Annotated in this window: 14 protein-coding genes; 6 read left to right on the top strand and 8 right to left on the bottom strand. The window is 64.0% G+C overall.

Annotated features, from left to right (window positions below; translation table 11 throughout):
* Positions 1-10: 10 nt before the first annotated feature.
* Positions 11-997, bottom strand: a complete 987-nt coding sequence (locus ACR9YP_RS39755) for a glycosyltransferase (protein WP_474218627.1) — start codon at positions 995-997, stop codon at positions 11-13.
* A 349-nt stretch (positions 998-1346) separates the two neighbouring features.
* Between ACR9YP_RS39755 and ACR9YP_RS39750 the strand changes: the two genes are divergently transcribed.
* Positions 1347-2699, top strand: coding sequence for an O-antigen ligase family protein (locus tag ACR9YP_RS39750; RefSeq protein WP_474218626.1), 1353 nt, complete (start codon positions 1347-1349; stop codon positions 2697-2699).
* 118 nt (positions 2700-2817) lie between these two features.
* Positions 2818-3951, top strand: coding sequence for a GNAT family N-acetyltransferase (locus ACR9YP_RS39745; protein ID WP_474218625.1), 1134 nt, complete (start codon positions 2818-2820; stop codon positions 3949-3951).
* Positions 3952-3989: 38 nt separating this feature from the next.
* Here the strand turns inward: ACR9YP_RS39745 and wrbA are convergent, their stop codons facing one another.
* The 3 genes from wrbA to ACR9YP_RS39730 form a co-directional block, all read right to left on the bottom strand.
* On the bottom strand, positions 3990-4589 hold the full coding sequence (wrbA, locus tag ACR9YP_RS39740) for an NAD(P)H:quinone oxidoreductase (RefSeq protein ID WP_474218624.1): 600 nt from the start codon (positions 4587-4589) through the stop codon (positions 3990-3992).
* Positions 4590-4719: 130 nt separating this feature from the next.
* Positions 4720-5418 (bottom strand): pirin family protein, encoded by a 699-nt coding sequence (locus tag ACR9YP_RS39735; RefSeq protein WP_474218623.1) that lies wholly within the window; start codon positions 5416-5418, stop codon positions 4720-4722.
* Between the two features lie 36 nt (positions 5419-5454).
* A complete protein-coding gene (locus ACR9YP_RS39730) occupies positions 5455-6207 on the bottom strand; it encodes an SDR family NAD(P)-dependent oxidoreductase (protein WP_438105228.1) in 753 nt (250 codons plus the stop codon).
* Between the two features lie 119 nt (positions 6208-6326).
* On the opposite strand from ACR9YP_RS39730, the gene ACR9YP_RS39725 reads away from it, so the two are divergent.
* Positions 6327-7262 carry a LysR family transcriptional regulator gene (locus ACR9YP_RS39725; protein WP_474218622.1) on the top strand — a complete coding sequence of 312 codons (936 nt, stop codon included), beginning with the start codon at positions 6327-6329 and terminating at the stop codon, positions 7260-7262.
* A 57-nt stretch (positions 7263-7319) separates the two neighbouring features.
* Positions 7320-7841 carry an REP-associated tyrosine transposase gene (locus tag ACR9YP_RS39720; protein ID WP_474218621.1) on the top strand — a complete coding sequence of 174 codons (522 nt, stop codon included), beginning with the start codon at positions 7320-7322 and terminating at the stop codon, positions 7839-7841.
* A gap of 156 nt (positions 7842-7997) precedes the next feature.
* Here the strand turns inward: ACR9YP_RS39720 and ACR9YP_RS39715 are convergent, their stop codons facing one another.
* A complete protein-coding gene (locus ACR9YP_RS39715) occupies positions 7998-8255 on the bottom strand; it encodes a hypothetical protein (RefSeq protein ID WP_474218620.1) in 258 nt (85 codons plus the stop codon).
* 147 nt (positions 8256-8402) lie between these two features.
* Between ACR9YP_RS39715 and ACR9YP_RS39710 the strand changes: the two genes are divergently transcribed.
* Both ACR9YP_RS39710 and ACR9YP_RS39705 read left to right on the top strand, forming a co-directional pair.
* A complete protein-coding gene (locus tag ACR9YP_RS39710) occupies positions 8403-9389 on the top strand; it encodes a tripartite tricarboxylate transporter substrate binding protein (protein WP_474218619.1) in 987 nt (328 codons plus the stop codon).
* Between the two features lie 95 nt (positions 9390-9484).
* Entirely contained in the window at positions 9485-9829 is a 345-nt protein-coding gene (locus tag ACR9YP_RS39705) for a hypothetical protein (RefSeq protein ID WP_474218618.1), read from the top strand.
* A gap of 6 nt (positions 9830-9835) precedes the next feature.
* Here ACR9YP_RS39705 and ACR9YP_RS39700 read toward each other — a convergent pair whose 3' ends face one another.
* The 3 genes from ACR9YP_RS39700 to ACR9YP_RS39690 all read right to left on the bottom strand — a co-directional run bounded on the left by ACR9YP_RS39700 (position 9836) and on the right by ACR9YP_RS39690 (position 12157).
* Positions 9836-10303 carry a YbaK/EbsC family protein gene (locus ACR9YP_RS39700; protein WP_474218617.1) on the bottom strand — a complete coding sequence of 156 codons (468 nt, stop codon included), beginning with the start codon at positions 10301-10303 and terminating at the stop codon, positions 9836-9838.
* Positions 10304-10361: 58 nt separating this feature from the next.
* Complete coding sequence (locus ACR9YP_RS39695; protein WP_474218616.1) at positions 10362-11093, bottom strand: haloacid dehalogenase type II; 732 nt, start codon at positions 11091-11093, stop codon at positions 10362-10364.
* Between the two features lie 179 nt (positions 11094-11272).
* The gene (locus tag ACR9YP_RS39690; protein WP_011090280.1) at positions 11273-12157 is read right to left on the bottom strand and encodes a 4-hydroxyphenyl-beta-ketoacyl-CoA hydrolase; all 885 of its coding nucleotides are present in this window, start codon (positions 12155-12157) and stop codon (positions 11273-11275) included.
* Positions 12158-12317: the final 160 nt, after the last annotated feature.

Genomic DNA, 12317 nt, shown 5'->3' with positions numbered 1-12317 from the left:
TGGTCGCGGGTTAGATGCCAAAACGGGCGAGGGCGACCCGGAGCGCGGAGCGCGGCAGCGATCTGAGCGACCGCTGGCCGACCATCCCAAGATAGGCGAAAGCTTCGCGATATCTGCCGAAGCGGACCGCCTGCATCGCCGAATAGGTGACGAGATGAATCTCGGCGGCCCGGCGCAGTGCGCCGGCCGTGCCTTCGGGCAGTCTCGCCAGGATCAGCCCGTCGTCGAAGACGCGCGCGACCGCCGGGAAGAAGTCCTGCGGCGTCCGCACCGCCGCGTTCATCGTGTTGGCCGTGTGCAGGCGATAGTCGAGCAGGAGCTTTGGTGCGAATTCGAACTCGCCGATCGCGGCAAGACGGCACCAGCAATGCCAATCCTCGCAATATCTGAGGGAGACGTCGAAGCCGCCGATGGCGCGGAAGGCCTCCGCACGGGTGAGCACGATGCCGCCATTGACGATGAAGTTGCCGGCCGCGAGCCGCGTCAGCACGTCGCCGGACGGCTTGCGGCGTGCCTTCAGCAGATCGCGCCGGCCGATCTGCCGTCCCTCGCTATCGATCGTGTTGTAGTCGCCATAGACGAGAACCGCACGCGGAGCGCCGCGCGCTGCCGCCAGCAGTGCCGCCACTGCATCGGGACGCAAGCGGTCGTCGGCATCGAGGAAGAGCAGCCAATCGCCGATCGCCTGCCGCGCGCCGAGATTGCGCGCGGCCGACACGCCGGCGGAGTCGTTGCGTATCAGACGCAGCCGTGGATCACGCATGGCGCGGACGATCGCCACGGTGCCGTCGGTCGAGCCGTCGTCCACGACGATCACCTCGGTGACATCGCCTTGCGCGAGCGCGCTCGCAATGGTTTCACGGACATAGGCCGCAGCATTCTTGGCGGGAATCACGACGGAGACCGACGCGCCCGGGTGCACCGGCAGCGGCGGGCGTGCCGCCGGCATCACGCGTGAGGTAGCCGGCAATTCGAGAACGTCGTCGGCGGTGATCAAGCTGCGGCTCGTCTTTAATGATCCATTAACCAGGCGGCATCCGCCGAGCTGGCAACGCCAACGATCGCAACCTCGGCCGCTGCGGATGATACCCGCATTACGGTCAAATCATTGCGCGGAAGGCCTGGGTGGTGCCGGTTTCGTGGATTAGCGTTAAGCCGCCGGCATTGAGCTTGTGGCAATTCGCAAGGAGTGCGACAGGGCTGCCCCGTTGCAGAAGATGCCTGCCATCGCCTGCATGCTGGTTGACGGGCGGTTAACGGGGATTGGTTAAGGTCTCGAGCTTCCTTTGAATGTCGCTTTGACCTTCCATCAGCTTCGTCACCTGCCTTGAGCCATGGATTGCAGCTTGGATCGCAGCGCCGCTGACATGACTGACGTCGAGCGCCGATCGTTCGGCCACGTCCTGCGCGATGGGCTCGCGGGGATGAACGCCGTGCAGGCGGCGCGCTGCCTGGTCGCCGTCACAGCGCTGCTGCTGGTGCTGGTCACGCTCGATCCCTTTCCGGACCTGCGCAGCCCCGATGTCGGCACCGTCGTCGGCGGACGAATGGCGCTGACCTACGTCTCTTTCGGCCTCTTGGCTGCGGTCGCGATGCTGCTCGCCGCCGCCACCGACGGTCTCTCGCTGAAGACCCTGGTGACCCCGCTGCATCTCTGTCTTGTCGGTTGGCTTTTGATCAACATCGCCTTCTCCGAGAGCCGCGGCGTTTCGCTCCAGCGCTTCGTGCTCGCGGCGAGCGTGACGTCGCTCGCCGTGCTCCTGCCGCTACTGCCGCCGACGCAGCGCAGCTTCAACCTGTGCCTCGGCGGTGCCGCGCTCGCGCTGCTCGCACTGTGCTATCTCGGCGTCTTCCTCGCGCCGCAATATTCGATCCACACCGCGCTCGACATCACCGAGCCGCAGCTTGCCGGCGACTGGCGCGGCAGCTTTGGTCACAAGAACGTCGCCTCGCCCGTGATGACCATCCTGGTCTATGTCGGCATCTACCTTTGCGCGGTCGGCTCGTTCGTGATGGGCCCGGCGATCGCCGCGCTGGCGGGCATCTTCCTGATCTTCACCGGCGGCAAGACATCCTCGGTGCTGTGCCTCGCGATCTACGGGCTGGCGTCGCTGGTCTACATCACGCGGAGCCTGTGGCTGAAGCGGATCATCTGCTTCGTGCCGCTTATCGTGATGAATCTGCTGACGGTCGGCAGCGTCTTGAGCCCGGCGCTCGGCGCCATGACGCGGCTGCTTCCGCTCGATCCGACCTTCACCGGCCGCTCCGCCATCTGGGAATTCGCGCTCGCAGCCGTCGCCGAGAAGCCGATCATCGGTCACGGCTATGCGGCCTTCTGGGACGACGTGACCGAGCGGCAGACCGCCCAAGGCGCCGAATGGGCGACGACTGCGGCACACAGCCACAACAGCTATCTCGATCTCGCGGTCACCATCGGCCTGCCGGGGCTGCTGCTCGTGATCCTCGTCTTCGTGCTGGCGCCGCTCGGCAATTTCCAGTCGGCCCAGGCGCGCAACCGTAGTAGCGCGCTGGCAAAGCTGTTCCTCACCGTATGGCTGTTCGGCCTGTATTACGGAGCCACCGAGACCTTCCTGCTCGAACGACAGAGCCCGATCTGGTTCATGTTCGTCCTCGCCGTGGCCGGCCTGCACTTCCTGGCCAGGTTCCAATGCGTCGGGCAGGTGGAACCTGAGCACTGACACCTTGTCGCAGCGGAGCGGCTCGGGTGGCATCGCTTAACGATAAGCAGCGACGTAACTTGTGGTTGCGACGAAACATAATCTATCTGGAAACATTCAGTAACCGTATGTCCCGCGGATGACGTTCCTCAGCGTCGAGCAACCAGCAGGTCGGGTGTCGAGCACGTCGGGAATCGTGGTCGATTTCGTGCGTGACTGGCGGCGGGCCGCATTGCGCCTGAACGCAGGCCATCGCACCGCGTTCCAGCACGGCTACTGGCTCGGCGCCTGGTATGAAGCGTTCCATGGTCTCGCACCGCTGATCGCCGTGATTTCCGATGTCGCGACCGGCAAGGACATCGCACTTGTGCCGATGATCAGCCATGTCAGGCGCGGCATCCGCGTGGTCGAATTCGCCGATTTCGGCGTCTCCGACAACAACGCGCCGATCTTGTCGCTTGATGCGGATGCGACTGATGGCATCGGCAAGGCGTTGATCGATGCGCTGCGCGCCGTGCCCGATGGCTTCGATCTGCTGCGCCTGAGGAAGATGCCGGCCCAAATCGGTGGCAAGCCGAATCCGCTGGTGTCGCTCGGCCGGATCGGATCCTCCTCGCTCAACGGCAATCTCGTGCTGATGGGCGACGACTATGAAGATTACCAGGCCTCGATCAAGCGCATGCAGATGCCGCGCTGCTGGCGCGTCTTCAGCCGTCATGCCGGCGCGCGGTTCGAAATCGCCACGGATGTCGCCCGCGCGCATGAACTGCTGGACGTGATGGATCTCCAGCAGCAGGCGCGCATGCGAAAGCTCGGCTCGCCATTTGTGCTCAACGACGAGACCCATGCGCGATTCTACCGCGAGGTCGCCCGCCAAGGCGTCGCGGAAGGCTACGCCGTCGTCTCGGCGCTGGTCTGCGACGACGGCATCGTCGCTACCTCGCTTGGCGTCAGGCAAGGCGCGACTTACTACCTGCTGCGCATCAGTCACGCCGGCGAATCATGGTCGAGCTGCTCGCCGGGGCTGCTCGTGACCGAGCGCACCATGGCGGCGCTGCATGCACGGGGCGTGCGCCGTTTCGATCTCAGCATCGGCAACCAGGACTACAAGCGCCGCTTCGGCGCTCAGAAGGTCCCGCTGACCGATGTCAGCGTCGCGCTGTCCTGGCGCGGTTTGCCCTATGCATGGCGTGACCATGCCGCGCAGGGCCTGCGCCGTCACCCCAGGCTCGCCGCCTTTGCGGCGCGGGCGATGGGCAAGGGGACACGCTGAAGCGGCATTCCCGAACGAGAACGCCGCCCGCGATCGCATCAGCCGTGCAGCTTTTTCGCAGTCTCCGCGATCTGGCGGCCCTGATAGCGTGCGCCGGCGAGCTCGTTGGCGCTGGGCTGGCGGCTGCCGTCGCCGCCGGTGATGGTGGTGGCGCCGTAGGGCGCGCCGCCCGTGACCTCGTCGAGCTTCATCTGACCGGCGAAGCCGTAGTTCATGCCGACGACGACCATGCCGAAATGCAGCAGGTTGGTGATGATCGAGAACAGCGTCGTCTCCTGCCCACCGTGCTGGGTCGCGCTTGAGGTGAAGGCGCCGCCGACCTTGCCGTGCAGCGCGCCCTTGGCCCAGAGCCCGCCGGCCTGGTCGAGGAAGTTGGCCATCTGCGAGGCGATGCGGCCAAAGCGGGTGCCGGTGCCGACGATGATCGCGTCGTAATTGACGAGGTCTTCGATCTTGGCGATGGGCGCCGCCTGATCGAGCTTGTAGTGGGAGGCTTTTGCGACCTCAGCCGGCACCAGCTCCGGCACGCGCTTGATATCGACAGTGGCGCCGGCCTCGCGCGCGCCATCGGCAACGGCATTGGCCATCGCTTCGATGTGGCCATAGGCGGAATAATAGAGGACGAGAACTTTGGTCATCGGTGGTCTCCGTTGGATCACGAGGTGAGTTGTTTGTTCGCCGTCGTTGCCGGGCTTGACCCGCCTGCGAGGCCGAAGCCTCTTCGGCGTGGCGTAGGCCCGGCATGACGAGTTGCTGTGGTGACGGCGCCTACGCCGCGTCGACGAGCACGAGCTCCGAATCTTCCAGAGCGGTGATCTTCAAGCTGTCCTCGTCGCGGATCGCGGCGCCGTCGCGGGCGTTGACGCGCACGCCGTTGATCTCGACTGAACCTGCCGCAGGCACGAGATAGAGGTGCCGCGACTTCTGCGGCGCGTATTCCGCGCTCTCGCCGGCCTTCAGCGTGGTGGCGAGCACCCGCGCATCGGCGCGGATCGGCAGCGCGTCCGCATCGTCTTCGAAGCCACTCGCGATGGTGACGAGCTTGCCGGAACGGTCCCCCTTTGGAAACGGTTTCGAGCCCCAGGTCGGCTGACCGCCGCGTGAGGTCGGCTCGATCCAGATCTGGAAGATCCGCGTTCTGGTCGGCTCGAGATTGTACTCGGAGTGGCGGATGCCGCTGCCGGCGCTCATCACCTGCACGTCGCCCGCCTCGGTGCGTCCCTCGTTGCCGAGGCTGTCCTGATGGGTGATCGCGCCCTCGCGCACATAGGTGATGATCTCCATGTTGGCGTGGGGATGGGCGGGAAAGCCGGTGTTCGGCGCGATCTCGTCGTCGTTCCATACCCGCAGCGCGCCGTGACCCATGTTGTTCGGGTCGTAGTGGCTGGCGAAGGAGAAATGATGCTTGGCCTTGAGCCAGCCGTGATCGGCGCCGCCGAGCTTTGCGAAAGGTCTGAGTTCGATCATCTGCGTAATCCTTGTTTGAACGGGTGGCGGTTCGGATCAGGCGCCGAACCCGCCGTCGACATTGAGCACGGTGCCGGTGACGAAGGAGGCCTCCGGGCTTGCGAGGAAGACGACGCCGGCGGCGATTTCTTCCGCGGTCCCGAAGCGTTGCAGGGCGTGCTGCTTGCGCTGCGCGTCGGCGAATTCACGATCGTCGTCAGGGTTCATGTCCGTGTTGATTGAGCCCGGCTGCAGCACGTTGACCGTGATGCCGCGCGGTCCGAGGTCGCGCGAAGCGCCCTTGGAGTAGCCGACGATCGCAGCCTTGGTCGCAGCGTAATCGGCGAGGCCAGGGAACGAAGCGCGTGTGGCAATACCGGAACCGATCGTGACGATGCGGCCGCCTTCGCCCATCAGCTTCGAGGCCGCGCGGATCGCGGCGATCACGCCGTGCACGTTGATGTCTTCCTGGCGGGCGAGCGCGGCGGTGTCGGTGGCGGCATCGTCGATCAACCCGCCGACGGCGACGCCGGCATTGTTGACGAGGATATCCAGCCGGCCGAAATCACTGGCGACGCTCCTGACCAGTTGATCGACCTCCTTGGCCGAGGCCTGATCGGCCTTGTAGGCGCGGGCCTTGACGCCATGGGCCTTCAGGTCGGCGACGACGGCTTCCGCCTTGTCGGGCGAAGCGACATAGCTGATGGCGACATCAGCGCCTTCATCGGCGAGTGCGCGGGCCGAAGCCGCGCCGATGCCGCGCGAGCCGCCGGTGACGAGGGCAACCTTGCCTGAGAGCTTCTTGGTCATTGGATTTCTCCAGTTCCTGAATGTCTGATGACCCCTTGGATAAGCCTCCGCCTGTGGTATAGAAATAGAAACTGTTGAAACGTATTGTTTCCCTAAATACATCGATTGGACCAAGGCCCATGGCAAAACTCCCCGATTTCGAGGCGCTCGCGGTTTTCGCAAAAGTTGTGGAATTACGGTCATTTGCAGGGGCCGCAAGCGAGCTCGCGATGTCCAAGGCGACGGTCTCCAAGGCGGTCACGCGGCTGGAGGAGCGGCTCGGCGCCCGCCTGTTCAACCGCACCTCGCGCCGGCTCGCGTTGACCGATGCCGGCCACAAGCTCGCCGAACGCGCGACGCGCCTGCTGGCCGATGGCGAAGCCGCGGAGAACGAGGCGCTGGCGCAATCGGTGGCACCGCGCGGCCTGGTCCGGCTCGCCGTGCCCATGACGTTCGGCATCAAGGCGGTGGCGCCGCTGCTGCCGGAATTCTTTCAGGCCTATCCGGAAGTCTCGGTCGACCTGCATCTGAGCGATGCGACCGTCGACCTGATCGGAGAAGGATTTGACATGGCAGTGCGGATCGCGCGGCTGCCGGATTCCTCGCTGATCGCACGGCAGCTCTTCACCATGCCGCGCTATACCGTGGCCGCGCCGTCCTATCTCAAACAGCACGGCCGGCCGACGCATCCGATGCATCTGGCCGAGCACAAATGCTTCAGCTACGCCTATCTCTCCACGCCGAACGTCTGGCACTACACCAATTCGGCGGGCGAGCAGGCCAGCGTGCGCCCGGGCGGCCAGCTCCGCGTCAACAATGGCGAAGCGGTGATGCCGGCGCTGATCGCAGGCCTCGGCATCGCCGAGCTGCCCGAGTTCATCGTCGGCGAGGCGATCTCCTCAGGCCAGGTCGAGGTGATCCTCAAGGACTGGAAACAGGCCGAAGGCGCCGTGCACTTGGTGACGCCGCCCGGCGGCCCGCGTCCCGCGCGCGTCGAGGCGCTCGGCGATTTCCTGGCCGCGAAGCTGCCGGGCACGTGCAAGCGCCGGCCGAAGAAGGGTGCGAAGGCAATGTAACTGCCGTAGGGTGGGCAAAGCGAAGCGTGCCCACGGCTTTGCCCGAGGTGATCACAAGTGTCTCGATATCGGCGCGCACAGGGCAGGATGTTTTTCTTCACCGTCGTGCTCGCAGATCGGTCGAGCACGCTACTCGTTGATCAAGCCGATCGCCTGAGGCGAACTTACCGAACCGTCTTTCAGCGCCGGCCGCTTGAGACGGTCGCAATTTGTATCTTGCCCGACCACCTCCGCGCGATCTGGACGTTGCCGGAAGGTGTCGTCGACTTTTCATCGCGTTGGAATCTGATCAAAAGCGGATTTTCGCGTGGCTTGGAGGCTGGGTTCCCTTCAAGTAGCAAGCTGAGAAAACGTGAGAAGGGCATCTGGCAGCGACGTTTCTGGGAGCACACAATTCGCGACGACGCAGACTTGGAGCGACACGTTGATTACATCCATTTCAACCCCGTGAAACACGGCCTCGTCACCCGAGTGCGCGACTGGTCTCTCAGCAGTTTTCATCGCTATGTGGACCAGGGCATCCTTCCCTTGGATTGGGGAGGGGATATGCGCGATGTTGCGGGGCATTTCGGCGAGTGATGGTGGGCACGGCGCGCGAAGAGCGCGCCTTTGCCCACCCTACGAGATCCCGCTCCAACAACTTCGTCATTGCGAGCGCAGCGAAGCAATCCGGAGTGTCTCCGTGGAGAGATTCTGGATTGCTTCGTCGCAAGAGCTCCTCGCAATGACGGTAGACTACGACACCTTCACGCCGTCGATCGCGACAATGCGTAAGCTTGGCTTCAGCGTCTCTTCCAGCTGCGACTTCAACTCGTGGACACGCGGGTCGCTCGAACGCTTCGCGCAAACCGCATATTGATGGACGGATTGTGCCAGTGCGCGCCGCGCTTCCGGCGTTTGCGTCATTTCGGGCGTTGAAAGTCGCAGGACGATCGCGGCGAGATTCACCAGCATCTCGTCCAAGGCAACGTCGATGGTCGCGAGTTTTCCCATGGCACACTCCTGGAAGGGCAACGGAGGCCTCAGGGATGCGTTCCGGGCTCGGCCGAACATGGCTAATGCTTCGTAAACATCTTGTTCTTGCCGATCGCAACGTTAGGCTGGCTGGCGAAACAAAGAAAATGAGGGGAGGGACCTGCCATGGATCGACGCGACGTCCTTCGCGCCGCTGCTACACTGCCGTTGTTGCGCGCCGCGTTACCTGACAAAGCCTTCGCTCAAACCTATCCCGTTCGCAACATCACCATGATCGTGCCGTTTCCGGCGGGCGGACAGGCCGATCTTGCGGCGCGCCCGGTGGCACAGGCGCTGGAGCGGGTCCTCGGCAAGCCCGTGATCGTCGACAACAGAGCCGGCGGTGGCGGCGGATCGGTCGGCAATGCCGCAGCGGCGCGCGCCGAGCCTGATGGCTACACGCTGCTGATGACGCTGTCTTCGCTCGCGGTGCTCCCAGAAGCCGACCGGCTGTTCGAGCGTCCCGTTGCTTACGAGGTCTCGCAGTTCATGCCGATCGCGCGCGTGCTCGCCGATCCCACGCTGCTCGCGGTGCCGGCCTCGGCACCGTGGAAGACGGCGCAGGATTTCGTCGAGGACGCGAAGAAGCGCCCGGGCCAGATCACCTACGGCTCGTCCGGGCCCTACGGCACGCTGCACGTGGCGATGGAGATGTTCACCAGCAGCGCCGGCATCAAGCTGCTGCATGTGCCGTTCCGCGGGGCAGGTCCCGCACTGACCGCGATCCTCAGTGGTACCGTGCAGGCGATCGCCGCCGCGCCCGGCACGCTGAAGCCGCAGGTCGACGGCGGCAAGCTGCGCGTGCTCGGCAATTGCGGCGCGCAGCGCATCGCGAGCTTCCCCGACGTGCCGACCTTCCAGGAGCTCGGCTACAGGGATGTCGAGATGTACATCTGGGCCGGCCTGTTCGCGCAAAGCGCGCTGTCGGCCCCGATCGCGACCCGTCTGCGCGAGGCGATGGCGCAGGTCATGACCAGTCCGGACGTGCTCAAATCGTTCGAGACCTCGGGCAGTCTCGTGGCCTATCAGGATGCGCCGGCCTTCGCGCAATTCGTCGCGGCCGACAGCGCGCGGCTGATCGCGGCGGTGAAGAAGATCGGCAAGGTGGAGTAGGTTCCAGGCGCTCTTTCACATTTTGTTGTTGGCCCAGAACCTTCCCCCGCCTCATTGATTGAGGAGGTTTTGACGGATTCGGGAAGGATCGGGACATGCGAACAGAGCGGATTGCGCTGGGTGTGGCGCTTGCGATCGGCGGCATCGCCGCGCAGAACGCAGCATTCGCCCAGGAATATCGCGGCACGATGGAACAACAGATGGCCTGCACGCCTGATGTGTGGCGTCTGTGCAGCGATCAGATTCCCGACGTGAACCGTATCGTGGCCTGCTTGCAGCAGAACACGCCGCAGCTCTCGAGCGGCTGCCGCGCAGTGTTCCAGTCGAACAACCAGGCCCAGCCGCAGCAGCCGGTGCCGCGCAACCGCGCCGCGCCCCCGCTGCGCTACAACACCGCGCCGCCCCCTCCGCCGCGGCCCTATTATGACGAGGATGATTAGCCTCGCTTAGGATCGGTGTTCGCAGACATCGACCCATTCGGCCGCGACGAGCTCAGCCATCCGCTCCGGCGTGATGCGCACGGCGCTGTGGGTCGAGCCCGCGGCGGGCACCACGACGTCGAACGCTTTCAGCGAAACGTCGCAATAGATCGGCAGCGGCGCCTTCAGGCCGAACGGACAGACGCCGCCGACCTCGTGCCCGGTGATCTCGGCGACCTCCTCCAGTCCCAGCATTTTCGGCTTGCCCCCGAACTGCGCTTTCACCTTCTTGTTGTCCATGCGCGAGGTGCCGGCAGCGACGATCAGGATCACGCGCTCGCCGACGCGCAACGACAGCGTCTTGGCGATGCGTCCCGGCTCGACGCCATAAGCTTCCGCCGCCAGCGTCACGGTGGCAGAACTGATCGGGGATTCGATGACGGTAATGTCGGGGGCTTTCTCGGCGAAGAAATCGCGAACGGATTGAAGGCTCATTCCAAACAGCTCATTCCAAAAAGAGCGATGATCCCTAAGCGATTTCTTAGGCGATTCCTTAAGCGATTCCTGGCAGCTCGGAGAGCGCGCGGATGCGGTGATCCGGCGCGAAGCCGAGCTCGTCCATCTGGGTGCGGATCGCCTTGAACATCGTCAGCGGTGCCACGAGTTCGTTCTCGACGCAAGCCAGCGCCATGGCTTCGGGCGTCACCCGCTCGATCCAGGCGACCTTCAATCCGAACGATTTCGCGCCGGCGGCGTCCCAGGGATTGGAGGAGACGAACAGAACCTCGTTCGCCTTGGTGCCGAGCACCTCGCCGATCAGCTCATAGACGTCCGGGCTCGGCTTGAAGATTTTCTTCGCGTCGACGCTGATGGTGGCATCGAGAAGGGCGTCGAGGCCGGAATTGCGCACGAGCGCATTGAGCATGTCCGGGCTGCCGTTGGAGAGGATGGCAAGCTTTCGCGGTCTCAGAGCCGCAAGCGCTGCTGTCGCATCTGGATAGAGGTCGAGGTGCAGATACTTCTCGATCACACGCTCGAATGTGTCGTTCTCGTAAGCAATCCCAAGCACGCGCAGCGTATAGGCAAGCGAGTCGCGCGTAACAGTGGCAAAATCCTGGTAGCGCCGCATCAGCGAGCGCAACCAGGTGTATTCGAGCTGCTTGATACGCCAGACCTGCGTGATGATCTCGCCATAGCCCGGAAACGCATCCTCGGTAATCTCTGCGACCGACTGGATGTCGTAGAGCGTGCCGTAGGCGTCGAAGACGACGGCTTTGATGCTCATTGACCCCTCCCTTGGATCGTTGCAGGCGCACGGACTATATCGGAACGGTCAGCTATCGTCGTTTTATATTCCGAGCCTCCCGCTGGGCGAAGACCCGTCTAAGGCCTCGAGCGTCTGAGCCGAGGGCTTCGGTCACCGGGATCGAAGCCCTCGATGCGCTACGGGCGATGGGTGAGCGCCTAGATTCCCAACAGCTTGCGCGCGTTGGCCTTCAGCACCTTCGGCCGGATCTCGTCGCGGATGTCGATCTTGGCAAAATCCGACAGCCAGCGGTCCGGCGTGATCACCGGCCAGTCCGAGCCGAACAGCATCTTGTCCTGGAGAATCGAGTTGATGTAGCGCACCAGGATCGGCGGGAAATATTTCGGCGACCAGCCGGAGAGGTCGATATAGACGTTCGGCTTGTGGGTCGCGACCGACAGCGCCTCCTCCTGCCAGGGGAAGGAGGGGTGGGCGAGGATGATCTTGAGGTCGGGGAAATCGGCCGCGACATCGTCCATGTACATCGGGTTGGAATATTTCAGCCGCATGCCCATGCCGCCGGGCATGCCGGAGCCGACGCCGGTCTGGCCGGTGTGGAACAGCGCGATCGCGCCGCCATTGTTGATCTCTTCATAGAGCGGATAGGCCATGCGGTCGTTGGCGTAGAAGCCCTGCATGGTCGGGTGGAATTTGAAGCCGCGCACCCCGTATTCCTCGATCAGCTTGCGCGCCTCGCGGGCGCCGAGCTTGCCCTTGTGCGGATCGATCGAGACGAAGGGGATGAGGACGTCGAGATGGTCGGAGGCGACCTCCAGCATCTCGTAATTGTTGTAGCGGCGGAAGCCGGTCTCGCGCTCGGCGTCGACCGGGAAGATCACGGCGGCGATGTTCTTGGAGCGGTAGTACGCCGCGGTCTCCGGCACCGTTGGCGGATGCTTGTTGGGCGACTTGAAATACTCCGCCATCTGCGCCTGGAAATCGTCATAGCCGTCGTCGGCATGGCAGCCGCAGGGCTCCTCGGCGTGGGTGTGGATGTCGATGGCAACGACATCGTCGATGTTGGGCAGCTTCAGCTTCGGCATGGGTTTCCTCCCGACGGTTGCCAAATTGATTATATCATATAACGAATTTGGCAAGGCGCTGCCGTAGGTTCTCGGCTTGGCAGATCGGGCCGATCCGGCCGTTTCTACTGTGCATGGGGTTGTTTTCGCAAATTTTGCTGGTTCGGAACCGGGCAGTTAA

The sequence above is a fragment of the Bradyrhizobium sp. BR14999 genome (assembly GCF_056106085.1).
Note: the sequence above shows the minus strand (reverse complement) of the source record. Positions and strands in the feature narration are given on the sequence as shown.

Coding starts and splice junctions, on each gene's coding strand:
- ACR9YP_RS39690 (WP_011090280.1), bottom strand. CDS start 12,157: ATGCCGAAGCTGAAGCTGCCCAACATCGACGATGTCGTTGCCATCGAC.
- ACR9YP_RS39730 (WP_438105228.1), bottom strand. CDS start 6,207: ATGACCAAGAAGCTCTCAGGCAAGGTTGCCCTCGTCACCGGCGGCTCG.
- wrbA (WP_474218624.1), bottom strand. CDS start 4,589: ATGACCAAAGTTCTCGTCCTCTATTATTCCGCCTATGGCCACATCGAA.
- ACR9YP_RS39710 (WP_474218619.1), top strand. CDS start 8,403: ATGGATCGACGCGACGTCCTTCGCGCCGCTGCTACACTGCCGTTGTTG.
- ACR9YP_RS39695 (WP_474218616.1), bottom strand. CDS start 11,093: ATGAGCATCAAAGCCGTCGTCTTCGACGCCTACGGCACGCTCTACGAC.
- ACR9YP_RS39700 (WP_474218617.1), bottom strand. CDS start 10,303: ATGAGCCTTCAATCCGTTCGCGATTTCTTCGCCGAGAAAGCCCCCGAC.
- ACR9YP_RS39705 (WP_474218618.1), top strand. CDS start 9,485: ATGCGAACAGAGCGGATTGCGCTGGGTGTGGCGCTTGCGATCGGCGGC.
- ACR9YP_RS39715 (WP_474218620.1), bottom strand. CDS start 8,255: ATGGGAAAACTCGCGACCATCGACGTTGCCTTGGACGAGATGCTGGTG.
- ACR9YP_RS39725 (WP_474218622.1), top strand. CDS start 6,327: ATGGCAAAACTCCCCGATTTCGAGGCGCTCGCGGTTTTCGCAAAAGTT.
- ACR9YP_RS39735 (WP_474218623.1), bottom strand. CDS start 5,418: ATGATCGAACTCAGACCTTTCGCAAAGCTCGGCGGCGCCGATCACGGC.
- ACR9YP_RS39745 (WP_474218625.1), top strand. CDS start 2,818: ATGACGTTCCTCAGCGTCGAGCAACCAGCAGGTCGGGTGTCGAGCACG.